The organism is Nocardia sp. NPDC051570 (genome assembly GCF_044454005.1).
Taxonomy (GTDB): domain Bacteria; phylum Actinomycetota; class Actinomycetes; order Mycobacteriales; family Mycobacteriaceae; genus Nocardia.
The window spans coordinates 70,292-89,537 of record NZ_JBITDI010000002.1; the positions used below are offsets into that span (position 1 = coordinate 70,292).

The 19,246-nt window shown below is 66.9% G+C and carries 20 protein-coding genes; 7 read left to right on the forward strand and 13 right to left on the reverse strand.

Features of this window, described 5'->3' with window-relative positions; translation table 11 throughout:
* Nucleotides 1–23: 23 nt before the first annotated feature.
* Nucleotides 24–965, forward strand: a complete 942-nt coding sequence (gene ligD, locus ACIA76_RS03830; protein WP_397148144.1) for a non-homologous end-joining DNA ligase — start codon at nucleotides 24–26, stop codon at nucleotides 963–965.
* Nucleotides 966–1,024: 59 nt separating this feature from the next.
* Here ligD and ACIA76_RS03835 read toward each other — a convergent pair whose 3' ends face one another.
* The 4 genes from ACIA76_RS03835 to ACIA76_RS03850 all read right to left on the reverse strand — a co-directional run bounded on the left by ACIA76_RS03835 (nucleotide 1,025) and on the right by ACIA76_RS03850 (nucleotide 3,582).
* Nucleotides 1,025–1,894: a carbohydrate-binding protein gene (locus tag ACIA76_RS03835; RefSeq protein ID WP_397148147.1), complete on the reverse strand. Its 870-nt coding sequence runs from the start codon at nucleotides 1,892–1,894 to the stop codon at nucleotides 1,025–1,027.
* Between the two features lie 195 nt (nucleotides 1,895–2,089).
* Complete coding sequence (locus tag ACIA76_RS03840; protein ID WP_397148149.1) at nucleotides 2,090–2,575, reverse strand: DUF5666 domain-containing protein; 486 nt, start codon at nucleotides 2,573–2,575, stop codon at nucleotides 2,090–2,092.
* Between the two features lie 93 nt (nucleotides 2,576–2,668).
* Complete coding sequence (locus ACIA76_RS03845; protein ID WP_397148151.1) at nucleotides 2,669–3,241, reverse strand: hypothetical protein; 573 nt, start codon at nucleotides 3,239–3,241, stop codon at nucleotides 2,669–2,671.
* Nucleotides 3,242–3,261: 20 nt separating this feature from the next.
* Nucleotides 3,262–3,582: a rodlin gene (locus ACIA76_RS03850; protein WP_397148153.1), complete on the reverse strand. Its 321-nt coding sequence runs from the start codon at nucleotides 3,580–3,582 to the stop codon at nucleotides 3,262–3,264.
* Nucleotides 3,583–3,793: 211 nt separating this feature from the next.
* Between ACIA76_RS03850 and ACIA76_RS03855 the strand changes: the two genes are divergently transcribed.
* From ACIA76_RS03855 to ACIA76_RS03865, 3 genes are all read left to right on the forward strand, one after another.
* Nucleotides 3,794–4,573, forward strand: coding sequence for a class I SAM-dependent methyltransferase (locus ACIA76_RS03855; RefSeq protein ID WP_397148155.1), 780 nt, complete (start codon nucleotides 3,794–3,796; stop codon nucleotides 4,571–4,573).
* A gap of 108 nt (nucleotides 4,574–4,681) precedes the next feature.
* The gene (locus ACIA76_RS03860) at nucleotides 4,682–5,179 is read left to right on the forward strand and encodes a pyridoxamine 5'-phosphate oxidase family protein (RefSeq protein ID WP_397148157.1); all 498 of its coding nucleotides are present in this window, start codon (nucleotides 4,682–4,684) and stop codon (nucleotides 5,177–5,179) included.
* Between the two features lie 46 nt (nucleotides 5,180–5,225).
* On the forward strand, nucleotides 5,226–5,798 hold the full coding sequence (locus ACIA76_RS03865) for a GNAT family N-acetyltransferase (RefSeq protein ID WP_397148159.1): 573 nt from the start codon (nucleotides 5,226–5,228) through the stop codon (nucleotides 5,796–5,798).
* A 1-nt stretch (nucleotide 5,799) separates the two neighbouring features.
* Here ACIA76_RS03865 and ACIA76_RS03870 read toward each other — a convergent pair whose 3' ends face one another.
* Nucleotides 5,800–6,765: a GlxA family transcriptional regulator gene (locus ACIA76_RS03870; protein ID WP_397148162.1), complete on the reverse strand. Its 966-nt coding sequence runs from the start codon at nucleotides 6,763–6,765 to the stop codon at nucleotides 5,800–5,802.
* 69 nt (nucleotides 6,766–6,834) lie between these two features.
* Between ACIA76_RS03870 and ACIA76_RS03875 the strand changes: the two genes are divergently transcribed.
* Nucleotides 6,835–7,785, forward strand: coding sequence for an NADP-dependent oxidoreductase (locus ACIA76_RS03875; RefSeq protein ID WP_397148164.1), 951 nt, complete (start codon nucleotides 6,835–6,837; stop codon nucleotides 7,783–7,785).
* A gap of 9 nt (nucleotides 7,786–7,794) precedes the next feature.
* Here the strand turns inward: ACIA76_RS03875 and lexA are convergent, their stop codons facing one another.
* The 3 genes from lexA to ACIA76_RS03890 form a co-directional block, all read right to left on the reverse strand.
* Nucleotides 7,795–8,451: a transcriptional repressor LexA gene (gene lexA / locus ACIA76_RS03880; RefSeq protein ID WP_397148166.1), complete on the reverse strand. Its 657-nt coding sequence runs from the start codon at nucleotides 8,449–8,451 to the stop codon at nucleotides 7,795–7,797.
* Nucleotides 8,452–8,501: 50 nt separating this feature from the next.
* A complete protein-coding gene (locus tag ACIA76_RS03885) occupies nucleotides 8,502–10,454 on the reverse strand; it encodes an LCP family protein (protein WP_397149375.1) in 1,953 nt (650 codons plus the stop codon).
* A 108-nt stretch (nucleotides 10,455–10,562) separates the two neighbouring features.
* On the reverse strand, nucleotides 10,563–11,276 hold the full coding sequence (locus ACIA76_RS03890) for a TetR/AcrR family transcriptional regulator (protein ID WP_397148168.1): 714 nt from the start codon (nucleotides 11,274–11,276) through the stop codon (nucleotides 10,563–10,565).
* A 159-nt stretch (nucleotides 11,277–11,435) separates the two neighbouring features.
* Here ACIA76_RS03890 and ACIA76_RS03895 point away from each other — a divergent pair, with 159 nt between their 5' ends.
* The gene (locus tag ACIA76_RS03895; protein WP_397148170.1) at nucleotides 11,436–13,460 is read left to right on the forward strand and encodes a CocE/NonD family hydrolase; all 2,025 of its coding nucleotides are present in this window, start codon (nucleotides 11,436–11,438) and stop codon (nucleotides 13,458–13,460) included.
* 79 nt (nucleotides 13,461–13,539) lie between these two features.
* Nucleotides 13,540–15,255, forward strand: a complete 1,716-nt coding sequence (locus ACIA76_RS03900) for a GMC oxidoreductase (protein WP_397148172.1) — start codon at nucleotides 13,540–13,542, stop codon at nucleotides 15,253–15,255.
* Between the two features lie 86 nt (nucleotides 15,256–15,341).
* Here the strand turns inward: ACIA76_RS03900 and ACIA76_RS03905 are convergent, their stop codons facing one another.
* From ACIA76_RS03905 to ACIA76_RS03925, 5 genes are all read right to left on the reverse strand, one after another.
* On the reverse strand, nucleotides 15,342–15,821 hold the full coding sequence (locus ACIA76_RS03905) for a hypothetical protein (protein ID WP_397148174.1): 480 nt from the start codon (nucleotides 15,819–15,821) through the stop codon (nucleotides 15,342–15,344).
* Between the two features lie 326 nt (nucleotides 15,822–16,147).
* Entirely contained in the window at nucleotides 16,148–16,531 is a 384-nt protein-coding gene (locus ACIA76_RS03910; RefSeq protein WP_397148176.1) for a hypothetical protein, read from the reverse strand.
* A 31-nt stretch (nucleotides 16,532–16,562) separates the two neighbouring features.
* Nucleotides 16,563–17,036 (reverse strand): hypothetical protein, encoded by a 474-nt coding sequence (locus tag ACIA76_RS03915; RefSeq protein ID WP_397148178.1) that lies wholly within the window; start codon nucleotides 17,034–17,036, stop codon nucleotides 16,563–16,565.
* Between the two features lie 150 nt (nucleotides 17,037–17,186).
* Nucleotides 17,187–18,905 (reverse strand): alpha/beta hydrolase, encoded by a 1,719-nt coding sequence (locus tag ACIA76_RS03920; RefSeq protein WP_397148180.1) that lies wholly within the window; start codon nucleotides 18,903–18,905, stop codon nucleotides 17,187–17,189.
* A gap of 7 nt (nucleotides 18,906–18,912) precedes the next feature.
* Nucleotides 18,913–19,212: a hypothetical protein gene (locus tag ACIA76_RS03925; protein ID WP_397148182.1), complete on the reverse strand. Its 300-nt coding sequence runs from the start codon at nucleotides 19,210–19,212 to the stop codon at nucleotides 18,913–18,915.
* Between the last annotated feature and the right edge of the window lie 34 nt (nucleotides 19,213–19,246).

Here is a 19,246-nt window from a genome sequence, read left to right on the forward strand (position 1 = left end):
CCGGCGATGGCGGCGAGACGCGGGTGACGGGACTGCCGCAGTACGCGCCGATGCACGCGACTGCGGGCACGCTGCCCGAGGACGACTCCGCGTGGAACTACGAGGTCAAATTCGACGGCATTCGAGCCATCGGTTATATCGGCCATGACCTGCGGCTGGTGTCGCGGAACAACAAGGACATCACCGTCGCCTGGCCCGAATTGGCGGATCTGGCTCCCTCGGATCCCCCGTTCGTCGTCGACGGGGAGATCGTCGCCTTCTCGGCCTATGGGCGAACCTCGTTCGAGGCATTGCAGCCGCGGATGCATCAGCGCAACCCGGCGACGATCCAGGCCCTGACGAAGTCCGTCCCGGTGACCTACATGATCTTCGATCTGCTCCACATCGGCGACCGATCGCTCATCGATCTGCCCTATCGGCAGCGACGCCGACTGCTCGAGCAACTCGGCTTACGCGGCCCGCACTGGCAGGTTCCGTCCCGACTGCCCGACAGCGGCGCCGACGCCCTCGCCGAATCCCGGCGACTCCGGCTCGAGGGCATCCTCGCCAAGCGGATCGACGGCCCGTACCTGCCCGGGCGGCGCGGCCCGCACTGGATCAAGGTCAAGAACATCACCACCCAGGAGGTCGTGATCGTCGGCTGGCGTCCGGGATCCGGACGCCGCGCGGGTGGGATCGGCTCACTGCTCATGGCCGTCCACGACGATACCGGGAAACTGATCTACATCGGCAACGTCGGTACCGGCTTCACCCACGCGATGCTCGATCGGCTCCGGGCCGAACTCCAACCGCTGCAACGCGAAACACCCACCGTCGACACCGACGTGACGGACGCCGTCTGGGTCGAACCACAGATCGTGGGTGAGGTGTCGTTCGCCGAGTGGACGGGTGACGGCAAACTCCGTCACCCCTCCTGGCGAGGACTCAGGCCGGACAAATCTCCCCGCGAAGTCATCCGGGAATGACTGCCGACCCGAGTTCACCCTGACAGCGTGCCGCCGATGACGGGGCTACCGCGCCCTGCTCAGATCCGCTGCCAGAGTGCGGGTGTCGCGTCGGGAGTCCAGTCGGCCTGGGCGGTATGAGCCTGCAGACACCGGTATTTCGCGCCGTTGTAGTTCACCACATCCCCGGCGTTGTAATGTCCGGCTGCCTGCCAGTCCGCGACGGCGGGGGTGATCGGGTTGGTGACCTCGAGCCACGTTTGCCCGGCGAACCACACGCGCGGCTTACCGGGCTCGTCGTATACCGCCGTCAGTGTGGTCGTCCCGACCTTTGTCGGCGTGTACTGCGCCGTCGCCATGCCGTTGGCGATGGAGGCCACGCCGAGATCGGTGCCACCCGCCGTGATATGCACCGTGGCATCGGCCGGTACCGAGGCCGTCGACACGCTCAGCGCGACACTCTCATTCGGATGGTGAACCAGCCCTGACATGGTGATGAGCTTGTCCGTCAGGCTGCCGCCGGTCGGTTCGGGCACGATCGGAGCGGGCGTCTTCGGCAGCTGGCTCACATCGACCCCGGGACCACCGTACGAGATCATCCCGTGGGCTGCCGTCCATTCCTCGATGAGCAGATCGTGGGTGCCCGTCATCGTGGGGTACCAGGTCACCGATGCGGTGTTACCGTTGGGCCGCTGCGGACCGCCGCCGATGAGGATGTCCGACTTCATCACGTTGGTGCTCTTGCTATCCCATACCCTGTCGTAGAAGAAGATCTGCGCGTTCTGATCATCGGCCCCGCTCCCACCCAGGGTGGCCGACACCGTGTACACCCCCGGGTCACCGCCGACGCCCGGTTTCGCATCCGTGGCCCATACGGTCGCGGAGGCGGTGGGCGCGGGTAGTGTGCCCACCATCGCGGCCACCGCTACCGCGATGATTCCCGTTCCCACTCGACGTATTCTCTTGTCCTGCATGGCATTTCCCCCTTGCTCACAGGTGGCGGCGGCAACCGGCGCCGATAACGAACCTAGCTCTGGCGCACTGAAGCCCGACAGGCCTTACCGGCAAAACACCTATATGAGACAGAACACAGGGGCGTTTACGAGGCTTGATCGAATCGACTGATGTACAACCCTAAGGGCCGCTCAGTTGGTCGTCGGCGCGCCGGTGGCGCTGGGTGCCGGTTTGCCGGAACGGTTGCGGGGCTGTGCGATTCGGGTCGCCGTGATGCTGTTTCCCGACGCCTGCCCGTCGATCATCACCGGGGTGCCGACCGCGAATTCCGATGAGGTTTCCGGTTTGTCGTTGCTGCCGAAGGTTGTCGACGATGTGATCGTCACGGTCTCGGTGGCACCGTCACGTGTGGTGATCGTCCAGGTGTTCCCGTTCTCGGCGGCGATCGTGCCGAAGACCGCATTTCCCCGATGCGGGCCGGGCGCGGCCGACGCCTGCGCTGAGCTGGTGGGCGCGGCCGACGATGTAGGTGCCGAACTCGGGCTACCGGACGAACTGCAAGCGGTCAGCATCGCGGCGGCGACTACGCCACCGACGGCACCGATCAGCAGGATGGTGCGACGGCGTGCCCGTGTTGCCGAACCGGACCGGGACCCCGAAGGCATCGAATGTGTCATGGCGGCAACGCTATGCACCGTCCTTGGGAGATCCCTCGTGGCGGCCTGTCAGCTGGCTCAGTACCGTATCCGGCACCTCGGACCGGGTCTGCGTCAGACTGCGACGCTGTAATGGCCTCGGGTGAAGCTCCAGCTGTCTATCGCTTTTCCATCGATGGCGTGGAGCGGGATGGCCGCAGCGATCGGCACTCCCGCGTTGTCGATGATCGCCACCACCTCGGTGGTGATGTGGATTTCGTGTTCGGATGACGGTGGGGAGGTCATCGCAGGCACGGTCAGCGTGCCCCGGCTCAGTTTCCATGCGCCCGCGACGGTGGGTGCGGTCTTGTCGACCACGGACGATTTCGGGATGGTCAGCGTCGCGTCGACCAGACAGCATGCGGCGCTCTTGGACAGATCGGGCGATGCTGTGGGAATCAGGAGCGCGGCGGCCACCACCTCCCCGTTGTCGTTGTGGCCCAGGACATGGGTCTCCTCCGTGGCCGCGGATTTCGCCTCACTCTTCGACAATGAATGGTGCACATGGCCCGATACGTGACGCAGTACGACGTGGCCGCCGGATACATGTTTGTGCTCCGACTCCGGAGGGAGCAGGGCGATGACCGGGCTGCGGCGGCCGTGGCCGACCCAGACCGGGATGCGCGTTTGAGAAGTGAACGCTTCCATGGACTTCGGCTCCTTGTCCGTCACCCGTTGGCCGATCCGTTACCCGAGAGAATGGGAATCTCGTCGAGAACATGACTCAACGGGTCATCGCCGTCATTGATGGTCGAGTTGTCGGCGCATTGCTGCTGCTGAGCCGAGGACAAGACCGGAACATCCTGAACTCCGACATTGATCAACGCGAGAACGCTCTGTATGCCCAGCTTCCCGACGCCGATGCACGGCTTGTTGAGCGTGCCTTGGATCAAGCTCATCTGAGGGCTTTCCTCACCTCCGGTCCTCGTATTGCCGTATCCGGTCTTCGAGCCGTTGGCGTTGGCGATATCGCTGTCGTTACCTGCCATGGTGGTCCACCTTCCCGCAGTACACGATCGGGCAAATACCTCGAATTACCCACTGCCACCGCATATTTCGAGTTAACAGCAGATCTATTCTACGGCGTTGTCACCGCGCGGTCGGCACAATCGCACAATATCCGCCGCTGCCCCGAAGTATCTCGCGTCGCGTTTCACGCACCTTCTGATCGGCACATCGCGGCACGGATAGTGTGACTGTATGGACGACCCTGTGCGGCAACGTCATTCGTCATCGTTCGGTGCGGCGGCGCCCGCCTACGCCGAGCACCGCCCGGACTACGCGGCGGCCGCGGTGCGCTGGGCGCTGGAGTCCGCGCCCGGACTGCGGGTGCTGGATCTCGGGGCCGGAACCGGCAAGCTGACCGGCACGCTGATTGCGCTGGGCGCCAACGTCATCGCGGTCGAGCCCGACCCTGCGATGCTGACCGAGCTGCGTCGTGTACTGCCTGCCGCCCGCGCTCTGCCGGGTAGTGCCGAGAAGATACCGCTGCCGGACGCGTCCGTCGATGCCGTGCTGGCCGACAACGCCCTGCACTGGTTCGACATGGCCGTCGCCGGGCCCGAGATAGCCAGAGTGCTTGCACCCGGCGGCATCCTGGCCGGTTTGTGGAACGTCATGGACAACCGGGTCGAGTGGGTTGCCGGACTCGAGCGGGTCAGCGGAAGCGCGGCCATCGGCCCGCGGGACACGGCCACCGGCTGGCGCGCCGCGACGGCGGGCTTGCACCGTCCCGGCACCGGCCTGATCGCTCGGTTCGGCTCCCCGGAGCAGGCCGAGTTCCCGCATGGGCAGCGCCGCACCGCCGACTCGCTCGTCGCGACACTCGCGACGCGGGCGGGTGTGCTGGTCATGCCGGAACCCGAACGACAGGCCACGCTCGGCCGCATCCACGCATTTCTCGCGAGCAGACCGGAGACCACCCACGGCGAATTCACCCTCCCGATGCTGACCGGCGTACTGCGCGTCCGGCAGCCGTGAAGGCCGTCGACGGGGCGATCTCTCCCGCGGATGTCGAGAATCCGAATTCGGCTTCGTCCCCGGGATGAACACGGTCACAATGGGCCGACCGCACCAAGGAGAACGACCGTGCGACCGAACGAGATCACCGAGATCCTGAACCGGCCGATCAGCCGGGAACTGCTGGCTCGCGACCTGACCCGCCTGGCCTACGTCGCCGAGGACGGCACCCCGCGCACCGTGCCGATCGGCTTCACCTGGAACGGCTCGCAGATAGTGATGTGCACGAGCACCAACGCCCCGAAACTGCCTGCCCTGCGCCACAATCCGGCGGTCGCCCTGACGATCGACACCGAGGTGCATCCGCCCCGGATCCTGCTCATCCGCGGCCGAGCCGAACTGGATGTCGTCGAGGGCATCCCGCAGGAGTACCTCCAGATGAACGGCACCTACGAGATGACACCCGAGCAACGGATCAACTGGGAGGCGGAGGTGCGTTCGCTCTACGAGAGCATGGTCCGCATCGTCGTCACCCCGACCTGGGCGAAGCTGATCGACTTCGAGACAACCCTGCCGAGCGCGGTCGAGGAGATGATCCGGCGGCGGGCCCAGCGCCAGGGCTCCTGACGATAATGCCTTGCCTGCCGGGCACTTTCACGGTCACGATCATGCCATGCAAGCCGAACGGTCAGCGGCGTTGGCGCCCGGCATCACCCCGGCCCGCCGAATCACCCTGGACGAGTTGCTGATTCGCCAATGGCAGCCGGAGGATCTCCGGCCGCGCTGGGAAGCGATCACCGCCTCGTTCGACCATCTGCGCCCCTGGTGGAGCGACAGCCTCATCGAACTCGCCACGCTCGACGGCCAACGCGTCTACGGCCGCAACGCCGAGCATTGGCCCACCACCAGCGGCGACTACCGCTACGGCATCTTCGATCACCACGACACCGTGCTCGGCGGCATCAATCTCCAAGACAGACTCGGCAGCGGCGCAATCGAACTCGGCTACTGGTGCCATGTCGCGCATACCGGCCACGGGGTGATCACGCGCGCGGCGGCCGCCCTGACCGAACTCGCCCTGGCACTACCGGGCATCGACCGCGTCGAAATCCATTGCGATGTAAACAATCTCCGCAGCGCCGCGGTCCCCCGGCGGCTCGGATTCCGCCTCGACCGGACGCAGCCGCGCGAGAAGTCCGCGCCGTCGGACTCGGGCACGGAGATGTGCTGGATCAGGGACCGATGAGCTACCCCGCGGCGACCGTTGTGCGGAAGGTGCGCCGGTAGGTCAGCGGGGTGACGCCGATCGCCTCCTGCAGATGCTGGCGCAGCGAGGCGCCGGTGGCGAAACCGACCTCGGCGGCGATGCGGTCGATGGTGAGGTCGGTGGCCTCGAGCAGTTCGCGGGCCCGGAACAGACGCTGCTGGATGAGCCAGCGGCCGGGGCTGAGTCCGACCTCGTCGCGGAAGCGGCGGGCGAAGGTGCGTCCGCTCATGCGGGCCTGGTCGGCCAGCTCGGCCATGCTGATCGGCAGGTGCAGATGTTCGAGCGCCCACTGCCGCGCGGTGGCGGTTCCCGCCGCGGACGGCGGTGGCACCGGTTGTTCGATGAACTGGGCTTGGCCGCCCTCGCGCCACGGCGGGACCACGCAGCGGCGCGCCACCGCATTGGCCAGTTCGCTGCCGTGATCACGGCGCAGCATATGCAGGCACAGATCGATTCCGGCCGCGGCGCCCGCGGAGGTGAGGATGTCGTCGTCGTCGATGTAGAGCACGCCGGGATCGAAGCGCACCCGGGGAAAGGCGCGGCGGAACAGGTCGCTGAGATCCCAGTGGGTGGTCGCCGGGCGATCGTCGAGCAGCCCCGCCGCACACAGCACGGCCGCGCCCGTGCAGATCGATACCAGCCGCGTGCCCGCCGGGATCATCTCGAGCGCCGCCGAAACATTCGGCGGCAGATCATCATTCAGATATGGCGTGACATCGCACGGCGGGATGACGACGGTCTGCGCGGTCGCCAGGATCGACGCGTCATGCTCGACGGCGATCGTGAAATCCGCCTGACTGTGCACCGGGCGGCCGTCGAGTGAACAGGTGAGCACCTCGTAGTGGCCGTCGGCCGTGCCGAACACCCGGTTCGCAATCCCCAGTTCGAACGGATACACCCCGTCCAACGCCAGCACGACCACGCGATGAGGATCCGGACTCGTCATGGCACGATCCTATCGAATTATGGCGATCCCGCCATTTTCGGGCCCGCGAATCCCCGGCAAGCTGAAGTCATGACCGAATACGACATCCCCGACACCATGCGCGCCATCAGCCAGGACATCCTGGGCGGACCCGAGGTACTGCACGAGATCGAACTGCCGGTGCCCCGGCCCGGGCCGAGCGAGCTGCTGATCCGGGTGCACGCGACCGGTCTGAACCCCACCGACTGGAAGCACCGCGCGTACGGCGGCCTGTCCGGGCTGAAGCCGCCGTTCACGCTGGGCTGGGACGTCTCCGGCGAGGTGGTCGCGACCGGCTACGGCGTGACCATCTTCGCGCCGGGCGACGAGGTCTTCGGCATGCTGCCCTATCCGCACGGGCACGGCGCGGCGGCCGAATACGTCGTCGCCCCGGCCCGCGCCCTCACCCGAAAGCCGAAGAACTTCGACCACATTCAGGCCGCCGCCACCCCACTGGCCGCCCTGACCGCCCGCCAGGTGCTGATCGACACCGCGAATCTGCAACCGGGACAGCGGGTTCTGGTGCATGCCGCCGCGGGCGGTGTCGGTCACTTCGCCGTACAGATCGCCAAAGCCCACGGCGCGTATGTCATCGGCACCGCGAGCACACCCAATCACGATCTGCTTCGCGAACTCGGCGCGGACGAGGTGATCGATTACCGCACAACCGATGTCGCGGCCACGGTCACCGATATCGACGTGGTCCTCGATCCCCTCGGCGGCGACAGCGCGCTCGGCTCCCTGCGCACGCTACGCCCCGGCGGTGTCGTGGTCTCGTTGCTGCCGGTACCCGAGGCCGCGCACGCCGCGGCCGGCGTGCGCGCCGCGGTGCTCCTGGTCGAGGCCGATCACGCGGGTATGACCGCGCTCGCGGATCTGGCCGAGGCCGGGCGGCTGCGCCCGACGATCGCGGGTGTGTTCCCCCTCGCCGAGGCGGCCAAGGCCCACGCCCTCGGCGAAACCAACCGCACCGCAGGCAAACTGGTCCTCACCGTGCGCTAGCTGCGGACGTCACATCCGCCGCATCACCGAGACCACCTTGCCCAGCACCACCGCCCGGTCGCCGTCGATGACGGCGTAGGCCGGATTGCGCGGTTCGAGGTAGACGTGGCCGCCGCGGCGGCGATACACCTTCACCGTGGCCTCCTCGTCGATCATGGCGGCCACGATGTCACCGGAGTGCGCCTCGTGCTGTTGGCGCACCACCACGATATCGCCGTCGCAGATGGCCGCGTCGATCATCGAGTCGCCGCGCACCCGCAGCGCGAAAACCGTTCCGCGCCCGACCATCTGGCGTGACAGGGTGAGCATATCGTCGGTGTGCTCCGCGGCGAGGATCGGGGTGCCCGCGGCGATATCGCCGACCACCGGCACCGTCACCGCATCCTCGTCGCGCTCGCGCGGCGCGGTGGCCCGCAGGAACAGCCGCACGTCGACCGGCCGCGTCATGGTCTCGCCGCGGCGCAGGAAGCCCTTGTCCTCCAGCGCCTTCAGATGTTTGGACACCGACGAGCTCGAGCGCAGCCCGACCGCCTCGCCCAGTTCCCGGGTGCCGGGCGGATATCCGTGGCGCACCACCCAGTCCGCGATAGTGGCCAGGATGTGCTGCTGGCGCGGCGGCAGGGCCGAGGTGTCGAGCTGGTCGAACGCGTCGTCGTATCCGGTCACCGGGGCATCCTAAGGCGAGGCCGCCGAGAAGCCCGCGCGCACACGCGGGTTCAGTTCACACAGGGGATATCCGATCCGATGCTGGTGGTGACCGGCTTCCCGGAATCGGGCAGGCCGTCGGCGACCGCCGAGGCCGACGCGCCACCCGAGGTCGTGGTCGACGAGCTCGAACCGGTGGGTTCGGCCGAGGAGGTGGTCGATGCCGAGCCGCCGGTGGTCATGCCGTCGGGCATGGCGAAATCGGACCCGAGCACGACCTTCACGTGACCGGCCTCGACATTCTTCGACGGGGCGGTCGGCAGGCCGCCGAGCATATCGGCCACCTGGGTGGCGTCGGCGTCGGTGCTCGTCGCCGGGTAGTAGACGATCGAGCTGGTGCCGTCGCCGTATTCGGCGTTCTTGGCATCGCCCTGACGGAATCCCTTGTCGGCCAGGAAGTTCGACACCTTGCCCGCCATGCCGCCGGTCGCGCCCGCGTTGCGGACGTCGATGGTGCTCAGCGGCGCGGTCTTGGGCGCGGTCGGCTGCGTGGTCTGCACGCCGAACGCGGCGCGCACTGTCTTCTTGATCGCGGCGGGATCGACGATGTTGACGTCCTGGCCGTCGATGGTGTCGTAGGTCTTCACCGGCAGGGTCTGGAATTCGATCGGGATCGAGCCCGCCTTGCCCATGGTCTGGGCGAAGTCGAGCACGTTCCAGCCGTCCGACAGCACGATATCGTTCTGCGCGGCGGTGATCAGCTGCTGCAGCTTGCCGACATTGGTCAGCGTGCCGGAATCCTTGAGCTGCTTGGCGACCGAGGTGAGGAACGCCTGCTGGCGATGGGTGCGGTCGAGGTCGCCGTTGTCCAGGCCGTGCCGCTGGCGCACGAACGACAGCGCGTTGGCCGCGTCCAGATGCTGGCGCCCGGCCGGGAACACCGCGCCGGAGTAGTACTCGTCGTCGACCGCGTGGTTCAGGCAGACGTCGACGCCGCCGAGGATGTTGGCCAAATCGTAGAAGCCGACCAGCGAGACCTCAGCGAAGCGGTTGATCGGGACGCCGGTGAGCTGCTTGACGGTCGCCACGATGGATTCGCGCCCGGCCTCGCGGCCCTGACGTTCCAGTTCCACCTTGTCCTTGACGCCCTGATTCTGCAGCTTCTGTTCCGCCGAAGCCTTCTTCAGCCCGTAGGCCTCCTTGATCTTGGCGTGGTCGTAGCCGGGGATGTTGTTGACCGCGACATAGTCGTCGCGCGGGATGGAGAAGGCGGTGATCTTGCTCAGATCCTTCGGAATATGCACCAGGATCAGCGAATTGGCGTTGTAGCCGCCCTCGCTGCCGTCGCCGGCGTGCAGCTGATCGAGGATATTCTTGGGAAGATCGTTGCCGTTCAGATCCTTCCGGGTGTCCAGACCGATCAGCAGCAGATTCATATCGCCGTCGAGGGCGGCCGCGTCACCGGCGCTGATCACCTGGGATCGGGTGAAGCCCTCGTTGACGCTCTTCTCGGTGTAGTAGGCGAATCCCGTGCCGGACACCACGATCACCGCGGTGGCCGCCGCGGCGAGGCGGCCCACGATACGCGCGCGCCGGGCCTGTTTACTGGGTCGCTTGGCGGCGGCGCGGCGGGTGCTGCGGCTCGGCTTCGCCGGAACGTACCGGTCGGTCGGCGCATCCGCCAGATCGGCGGCGGCACTCTTGGCGCGCGGGCGGCGAGCCTCGATGTCACGCCCCGCGTCGACGCGTTCGCCGCGACGCGCGTTCGCGCGCTCGGCGCTCGGACGCGCGGTGCGACGCGCGGGCGCCTCGGGGCGCTCCGCGCGGCGCGGCGCGGCCTCTGGGGCTTCCTCGCGCGCACGACGGCTCGTGCCGCTCGCCTCGAGGCGAGCGGCACGTTCTGCCGGAGTGGGGGCCGGCCCGGACCGATCCGGGGCCTGATTCTCCGCGCGCGCGTGTCGGGCGTGGCGACCACTGGTGCGTGGGTCCGGCACGACCGGGATCGGTTCGGTGTGATCGTTCATCTCGCCGTTCAGTTTCACATCACCGTGCTGAGGGGAAGCTGAGAATGCCTTTCATCGGATCGTGTCATCGTGCCCGATGTTTGTGACAAATGCACATCCCGGGGTGCGCTATTCGCTCGCCGCGGCGGACAGTCCCAGTATGCCGCCCAGGTTGTCCAGGTGCCGCTCGAACAGGTCCGCGCGATCGGTGAAACTGCCCGGCCCGTACATGTCGAACACGTCGAAGCTCACCGCGCCGAACAGTCCCGTCCACACCGAGATCCCCCGCGCCAGCAGCCAATCGGGTACCTCGAGCGCGAATTCGGCTCGGATGGCGGCGAAATCGCCCGACAGCGGATGCGCGATGACCGGCGGCGGCTCGGGGCTCGCCAGAACGCCTGCCGCATACGCTCTTTCGATCACACGCATCAGGGCCACGATGACTCGGATCCCCGGCGGGCTGGTCTCCTCGGCGGGCGCCTGATATCCCGGAACCGGTGTGCCGAACAGCAGTCCGTAGCGCGCGGGTTCGGCCAGCGCCCATTCGCGCACGGCCCGCCCCAGCACCCGCAGCCCCTGCGCCGGATCCACCGGAGCGGCGGCCAGCGCGGCGTCGACGGCGTCGGCCAGCTCGGTATAGCCGTCGACCACCAACAGGGTGAGCAGTTCGTCACGGCTGCGGACATAGCGGTACACCGCCGAGGACACCACGCCCAGATCCCGCGCCACGGCCCGCAACGACAGCGCGGCCGCGCCGTGCACGGCCAGATGATCGCGGCCGATGCGGACGATATCCGCCATGGTGCGGGCGCGCGCTCGCGCTCGCGGTGTGGTCGCCGTCATTCCCTCACCCTGCCATATCGAGAGCACTGCATTCAAATGTGAACGTCGCTTTCCGTGGGATGGACCACAATTGCCCGCTCGAAGTGATCCAGGTTACTGTCACCGATCGGCCGCGATCGGCCGGCGGGCTCCGATCGGCGAATCACGTGGGGTAACACTATGTTTCGACACCGTCGTCCACTTCGGGCGGTTGCGACCGCGGCCGTCTCGGCACTCATCCTCGGGGCGCTGGCCTTCGCACCGGTCACCCACGCCGATCCCGGCGACGGCGCCCGCTGGACCGCGCTGCAGGACGGGCCGCCGAAGTACCCTGGCGTGCATATCGACTGGGATGTGCCGATCACGATGAGCGACGGCACGGTGTTGAAGGCCAATGTGTATCGCCCGGCCGACGCCGCGGGGCCGATCACCGAGCGGCTGCCGGTCGTGGTCAATCTGACGCCCTATACGAAACTCGTCTCCAACGTGGCGGATTCGATGCTGTCGGTGCCGGTGCTCGGCGATGCGCTGATGAACTTCCTGCGCGGTTTCGATCTGTCCGGCCTCGGGCTGGGCGGCGCCTCGGATCTGGGCAAGGCGCTGCCGGGCGGGCTGGCGCGCACGTTCACGGTGGACCGCAAGCTGATTCAGAGCGGCTATGTGCAGGTCGTCGTCGATGTCCGCGGAACCGGCTTCTCCCAGGGGGATTGGCAGGTCTTCGGCGACCGCGAGCAACGCGACGGCCCGGAGGTCGTGGAATGGGCCGCCCGGCAACCGTTCTCGGATGGGGCCGTCGGAATGTCGGGAGTGTCCTATTCGGCGATCAACCAATTACAAACGGCCGAGCGGCATCCCGCGGGCCTGAAGGCGATCTTCCCGGTGGTGCCGGGCAGCGATCTGCTGCACGATATCGTCGCCACCGGCGGCGGGCTGGGCACGGGCTTCCTGCCGATGTGGCTGGCCGCGGTCGACATCGCCAAACTGGTGCCCGATGTGGGATCGCTGCTGAACGGGCGTTTCGATATGCGGTGGCTCGCCGATCGGATCGCGGATCCGTTCACCTTCTTCGATTATCTGTTCGCGGCGCTGACCGTGCCCAGCATCGACACGATTCCGGACTCGCTGCGCTCACTCATCCAGCAGGGCAGCCCGATTCGCGATTCCTGGCTGGGCCGTCCCGACACCATCGACGTGCCGACCTTCCTCTACGGCGGCTGGCACGACATCTTCTCCTACGACCAGACCAAGATCTACCGCGCGATACCACTGCCCGCGGGCGAGAAGAAGATGATCATGGGCAACACCTTCCACATCTCCTCCGCCTCCGGACTGGGCGAACCGGGCGCGCCGCCGCGGCTGGATGTGCTGCAGCGCGCGTGGTTCGACAAGTGGCTCAAGGGTATCGATAACGGTATCGACGCGTATCCGCCGGTGACGACGTGGCAACAGGGCGGCGGCTGGGCCGCGGCGGCGCAATTCCCGCGCCCCGACGCCGATTACCGGCGGCTGTATCTGAACTCCGCGCCATCCGGGACGGTCGCGGTGAGCGCGCACGACGGCAGTCTGTCGGCCGCGCCGGGCGATCCGGCGCGCCTGACCGTCGCACCCGGCCTCGCGACGCTGTGCTCGCAGGACGCCGCGACCGGCACCGGCGGGATCACGGCCGTCCTCGACGCGTGCACCCGGGATTCGCGGATCGCCGAGACCAGCGCGCTGACCTTCACCAGTGCGCCCGTCGCCGCGGCGACCGAGCTGTCGGGCCCGATCGCGGTGCATCTCGACACCGTTCTGGACGCGACCGACGGATTCTGGGCGGTGACGCTCAACGATGTCGCACCTGACGGCCGTTCGACGGAATGGACGTACGGCCAGCTGGCCGCATCCCTGCGCGCGATCGACGAGGCCGCCTCGACCCGCTCCCCCGGCGGCGACTACACCGATCCCTATCCGATCCTCACCCTCGACACCCGCCAGCCCGTCGTGCCCGGCCGGCCGACCGTCGTCGACATCGGGCTCGACGCGACCGACGGCGTACTGCAGCCCGGCCATCGGCTGCGGGTGGATGTGTACGCGCTGGACTTCCCGCGCAGCCTTCCGCTGCGGCCGCTGCTCAACGAGAGCGGCCTGCGCCCGCAGCATGTGGAGCTGGATCCGAGCCGGCCGAGTTGGGTGAATCTGCCGGTCCTCGGGGCCCCTGGGTGGTAAGCCGTACCCCGCGACACAGGTACCCTACCCGGTAGTAACGTTGTCGGGGTCACAGGCGACCGCGAGCGAGGAGTGTCACATGGCACAAAACGACACCGATTTCGATGTGCTCATCGTGGGTTCGGGCTTCGGCGGCAGCGTGAGCGCGCTGCGCCTCGTGGAGAAGGGCTATCGGGTCGGCGTACTCGAGGCCGGGCGGCGGTTCGCCGATGACGAATTGCCCCGCAACAGTTGGGATCTGCGCAAGTACCTGTGGGCGCCGCGGCTGGGCTGCTTCGGTATTCAGCGCATCCATCTGCTGCGCGATGTGATGATCCTCGGCGGCGCCGGGGTGGGCGGCGGCTCGCTGAACTACGCCAATACTCTCTACGTGCCGCCGGAGCCGTTCTTCCGGGACGCGCAGTGGCGCGATATCACCGACTGGCACTCGGAGCTGACGCCCTACTACGAGCAGGCCACCAAGATGCTCGGCGTGGTGCGCAATCCGCACATCACGCCCGCCGATGAGGTGTTCAAGCAGGTCGCCGAGGATATGGGCGTCGGCGACACCTTCGTGCAGACCCCCGTCGGGGTGTTCTTCGGCGAGCCCGGACAGACCGTCGCCGATCCGTATTTCGGCGGCGTCGGCCCGGACCGGACCGGCTGCACCGAATGCGGTGAATGTATGACCGGATGCCGGCACGGCGCGAAGAACACACTGGTGAAGAACTATCTGTATCTCGCGGAAAAGGCCGGGGCGCAGGTGATTCCGCTGACCACCGCCACCGCGGTGCGGCCGCTGCCGGGCGGCGGCTGGCAGATCGACACCCAGCGGACCGGGGCGTGGCTGCGCAAGTCGCCGCGCTCGTTCACCGCCGGACATGTGGTGCTCGCCGCCGGCACCCGCGGCACCCAGCAGCTGCTGTTCGCCATGCGGGACAAGGGGATTCTGCCCGGGCTTTCCCCGACGCTGGGCCGGATGACCCGCACCAATTCCGAATCCATCGTGGGCGCGGCGACCCGGAAGGTGAATCCGGCACACGACTACAGCCACGGCGTGGCGATCACCTCCTCGATCCATCCCACCCCCGACACCCATCTCGAGCCGGTGCGCTACGGCAAGGGCTCCAATGCGATGGGGTTGTTGCAGACACTGATGGTGGACGGCGGCGGGCGGATTCCGCGCTGGCTGCGGTTCGTGCTGGAGGTGTTGCGCCATCCGGTGACGCTGGTGTCGATGCTGACGGTGCGGAATTGGAGCGAGCGCACGATCATCTGCCTGGTCATGCAGCAACTCGACAATTCGATCACCACCTACACCAAACGGGGCCTGTTCGGCCGCAGGCTGACCTCCAAACAGGGCCACGGCGAACCGAATCCGACCTGGATCCCCGCCGGCAACGACGTCACCCGCCGGGTCGCCGACAAGATCGGCGGCGTCGCCGGGGGCAGCTGGGGCGAGGTGTTCAACATTCCGCTCACCGCGCACTTCCTCGGCGGTGCGGTGATCGGCGCCTCCGCCGATCAGGGCGTGATCGATGCCTACCATCGCGTCTACGGCTATCCGACCCTGAGCGTCGTCGACGGCGCCGCGGTCTCGGCCAATCTCGGTGTCAACCCGTCGCTGACCATCACCGCCCAGGCCGAACGCGCCGCCGCCCTGTGGCCCAACAAGGGCGAACGCGACACCCGCCCGCCGCAGAGCGAGGGCTATCAGCGCATCGCCCCCACCGCACCGAACCGCCCCATCGTCCCCGCCGCGGCCCCCGCCGCCCTGATCCTCCCCATCGTCGAAATCACCCGCGACAGCGCCTGATCCACCCCCACCCCGCACCCTTTCCCGCGCCTCGCACCCTGTGCGGGCGGCTGGAGAGGGTGCGAGGGGCGGGAAAGGGTGCGAGGTTATTGGGTGGTGATGTGGGAGAAGCCCATCGGCGAGGTAGGAGGCGGGGCGGCGGTTGCCGGAGCCCGGAACTCCTGGAGGGCGGTCAGGACGTCGACGTGTCGCCCGGCGTAGCAGCGGACCTGCGGGAGGGCGTGGGCTACCTCGCTGCGCTCGAGCGGTTCGGCGTCGATGTAGCCGATGGCGTTCAGGTCCAGGCGCAGCTGCTGGGTGATGCGGTGGATTGCGGCGGATTTGCGACCCCAGCCGACCTCGACGGCGCCGAACAGTCCGTGCAGGCCGTGTTTATGCAATTTGCCGGTGGTCCAAGCCCATTCGCCGCGGCTGGCGACCGCATGCACCACGCCCCGGCGGGTCAGGGTGCGCAGGGCCCGCAAGGCGTCCGGTCGCAGCGCGCCACTGGTCGAGTCGCAGACCACACCGTCCCACAGGATGTTGTCCACCTCCCAGACAAGGCATTTCACGGCCGGTGATGTCATATCCGCCCCTACGGTCGACGCTTCGACAGCAACGATTCAGGTACCACTCGGCTGGAACAAGCCCCGGATTCTCGGGCCGCCCCCGCGAGAGGACATAGTAGGTTCGCGCAGAGGCGAATTCCAGTCCGGCAAGAGTTGTTCGCTCTGTGGGCCTGGCCCTGGTGCGCTGGTTCTGGGATTGAGTGTCAGCTGGCGTTGGCAGGTTCGTGTATAACATCCGACCTGCACCGAAACTAGCCACCACGCGTATACACCGCGGTGTCATCGAGGGCCGTAACCGATCTCGACGTGATCGAACCACCGTCGAAACATCCTGGTAAGGCGGTTCACTTGACGAACCAGCCGCGGCGGTTGTGTTCCTCGTAGAACCGGTCCTCGTCCTCTTCGAGTTGCTGCTCCCGCCGGATCTGCTCGGCGTCCAGGCGCGCGGTGTTGGCCTCGGTGAATGTCGAGAGGGCTTCGAAGTGAGGATCGGCCCGAAGCTCTCGGGTGGCTTCCTCGACCTTGGACTGCACATCGTCGACTGCGGCCTGATAGGCGGCGACGATGATGGCCGCCTCATCGACATTCACCGACAGCAATCGGTATTCCGCATCCACGATTACGCGGATACCGTTGACCACGCCGACACCGCGGGCCTGTTCCAGTGCGTACTGGGCGCGCTGCACCTTCGCACCGAGTTCGTCGAAATCATTGTGCTGCACGGACATTCGCTACTCTCCATCGGCTCACAGATCGTCGTCAAAAAGGCCGATGGAGTTCCGCTGGTTGCGGAGTCGTCGTGCCCAGGTTCGCCCTCGGGAAGCATGGCGATCCCGCGGTGATACTGAGCGATTGCTCCTTGGCGGACACGTACCGCACGACCAAGCCGTAGCCATCGGGAGTGCGCACCGGCGCCCATGCCGAATTCACGTCGGACTCGAGTCGATAGCCCCGGCCGATCCAGGTATCGCGGACGACCTCGAAGTAGTGGGCGTTGCGCCCCGCCGGGATACCGACGACCCAGTACCGGATCTGTACCTGCTCCGGACCGCCGGTGTGAACGTCGCTGTCCTCGCACGGAACGGTGATCGCGGCTTCATCACCGAAGGCTCCCAGACCAGGGTTGTCCGGCTGATGCGATAACGCAGCCCCGGGCGGCAATGCCTGCAACGCCTCCAGGAGGTAGGTGTTGATGCGTTCTCTCGCCGTGGCTTCCGTCAGAGAGGCGTTCACCTGCGCCCCCTTGCCGTCGTTGTCTCCATTGTCACTTCCACGTCCAGTCAGCATTCCGACCGTCGCCAGCAGTGCGATCGCGCACGCTGCGACCATTGAGCTCATCCCCCGTTTCGATATCATCCGGTGAGCTCGTCCCCCATTTCGGTATCACGTGGTATTCACCACCGCATCTCCGTGACCGGCGATGATGTCGCCCATGCCGCGTAGTGATGAGCTGTTCTGGTCCCAATACTGGCTGTGCGCCTGTGCGCTGAAGCCAGCGTACGGACCCGACTTTCCCGGATCCGAGTCGAACACCCGAGCTCCGAAACTCCTTCCAGCAGGGTCCGGGCCGAAGTCGTCGATCGCGTGCCCGGCGGTACTGCCCACGACGTCGGCAACCACATTGCCAGGACCGAAGGGCAGGCACTGGTTCACGGTGTTCGAGATCGCCCAGTGCTCGATCCTGTGTTCCAGCTGACCACCTCGTTCCCTCGCATACTCGGGAACCGGATCGTGGTCGGCCTCGGTGGCGAAGATGTGTTTGGCCACCTCGTCGTGCGGCACACCGGTCAGGCTGAGGTCCCCGGCATGGTCGACCGTGGTCCCCGGACTCGCGACCATCACCGCGGCATCGGCATCGAGGCTACGGCCGTGGCCGGCGGCGTCGCCGACCAACACGGTGCCGTAACTGTGCCCGACCACCGAATTGTAGGATGGCGCACCCTCGTGCGAAGCGCGCAGTCCATCCTGGAACCGGTCCAGAGCCGGTGCCCCGGCATCGGCATAATCGCGCTGCGTGGCGCCGGTCACTATGTCCTGCGGGGCGTCGTAGCCCAACCAGGCGATCACCGACGGCCGCGCGGCACCGGCATTCAAGGCTTCGGCTTTCATCGCGTCCACCCGCTTCATGTCATCACCCATTTTCGCTGGTCGCGAACCGGTACCCGGCACATAGGTGGCCACATTGCTGCTGGTGTCGGGATTTCCGGACGCGATGGCGACGTGCGGGATCCTGCCGGATTGGGTGTCCAGTTGCAGCAGGTAGCGGTCCGGTCTGTCGACCGACGCCGCGATCGTGCGCAGATCGTCGAGCTTGTCCTTGACCGCCGGGTCGCCGGCTCGAGCGCGGGCGAGCTCGTCCTGCAGCTTCATCCGGTTGTAGTGGTCACGATCTACTGCGGGGAGGCCGTCGTGATTGCCGAGGTACTGGTCGTGCTGCCACAACGCGTCTTTCTCCGCCGGAGTCAGGGTCTGCCAGAAATCGTGCAACTGCCTGGGATCCGTCGGCAGCTGCGCACGGCCGTCGACGATGTCTCGCACCCGCGACCGCAGCGGCACCCCGTCCGGGGTCCGCTCGTAGCCGGTAAGGAACCGCAGGTCGGTCGTGATCGCCTGTGCCGCTGCGGCTTCGGCATCACCGAACTGCGCGAGCAAGGTCTTGATACGAGTCTGAAAGCATGCGGCCTGGCCGTCGAGGGCCTGCTGCAACAGGGCTACCGCGAGCGGTGTGCCCGCATGGGCCGGGGGCCTCGACGCGGTGACATTACCCTCGTCGTCCACGGTCATGCCCGCGAACGGGAGGCAGTTGTCGACAATGTTCAGCAGCGACGTCCGATAGCCGTCGAGCTCACCGCCGTAGGTAATGAATGTGTCGGCGATCGTGACGACAGTTTCACTCAAGTGATTGCCGACCAGCTCTTGCGATAACCCGCAGGCGGAAGCCGCTGTAGCTGCTTCGCCCTTCCAGGTGTGCATAGCGGTGTCGACGTCACGGTTCATCTGCCCGACCCGACCCGTGAAGGTGTCGTTCTGAGCGGCCAGATCGGCCGCGTAGGTAACCATCGACTGTGGATTACATTTGCGCACATAGCTGATCGTGGTCATCGCACACCTACTCGCCCGCGATATATCGGTGGAGCTGGCCGGCGAACGCCTGATCAGTCTTCTCGTAGGTCTCGGCCGCCGACTTCGATCCGTCGGACATCCGACGAATATTGTCACCGATGAGTTTGTACGCGGTGACCACCGCGTCATTGACCTGCGACGACACAGCCTGGATCGGCGAGTCCGGCATCGTCACCGTGTCCGATATCCTGATCTGATCGATCGCATCCGCATGTCCGGCCAGCGTGGCGCCGAGTCGATGCAGGGTGTCGAGATCAGCTTGAAGCATGTCCTCCACGGGAACCACCTGGCAAAGTGCTAAACGTTGTGGGGAAGCTAAC

Coding starts and splice junctions, on each gene's coding strand:
- ACIA76_RS03840 (WP_397148149.1), bottom strand. CDS start 2,575: ATGACACATTCGATGCCTTCGGGGTCCCGGTCCGGTTCGGCAACACGG.
- ACIA76_RS03845 (WP_397148151.1), bottom strand. CDS start 3,241: ATGGAAGCGTTCACTTCTCAAACGCGCATCCCGGTCTGGGTCGGCCAC.
- ACIA76_RS03850 (WP_397148153.1), bottom strand. CDS start 3,582: ATGGCAGGTAACGACAGCGATATCGCCAACGCCAACGGCTCGAAGACC.
- ACIA76_RS03855 (WP_397148155.1), top strand. CDS start 3,794: ATGGACGACCCTGTGCGGCAACGTCATTCGTCATCGTTCGGTGCGGCG.
- ACIA76_RS03865 (WP_397148159.1), top strand. CDS start 5,226: ATGCAAGCCGAACGGTCAGCGGCGTTGGCGCCCGGCATCACCCCGGCC.
- ACIA76_RS03870 (WP_397148162.1), bottom strand. CDS start 6,765: ATGACGAGTCCGGATCCTCATCGCGTGGTCGTGCTGGCGTTGGACGGG.
- ACIA76_RS03875 (WP_397148164.1), top strand. CDS start 6,835: ATGACCGAATACGACATCCCCGACACCATGCGCGCCATCAGCCAGGAC.
- ACIA76_RS03885 (WP_397149375.1), bottom strand. CDS start 10,454: ATGAACGATCACACCGAACCGATCCCGGTCGTGCCGGACCCACGCACC.
- ACIA76_RS03890 (WP_397148168.1), bottom strand. CDS start 11,276: ATGACGGCGACCACACCGCGAGCGCGAGCGCGCGCCCGCACCATGGCG.
- ACIA76_RS03895 (WP_397148170.1), top strand. CDS start 11,436: ATGTTTCGACACCGTCGTCCACTTCGGGCGGTTGCGACCGCGGCCGTC.
- ACIA76_RS03900 (WP_397148172.1), top strand. CDS start 13,540: ATGGCACAAAACGACACCGATTTCGATGTGCTCATCGTGGGTTCGGGC.
- ACIA76_RS03905 (WP_397148174.1), bottom strand. CDS start 15,821: ATGACATCACCGGCCGTGAAATGCCTTGTCTGGGAGGTGGACAACATC.
- ACIA76_RS03910 (WP_397148176.1), bottom strand. CDS start 16,531: ATGTCCGTGCAGCACAATGATTTCGACGAACTCGGTGCGAAGGTGCAG.
- ACIA76_RS03920 (WP_397148180.1), bottom strand. CDS start 18,905: ATGACCACGATCAGCTATGTGCGCAAATGTAATCCACAGTCGATGGTT.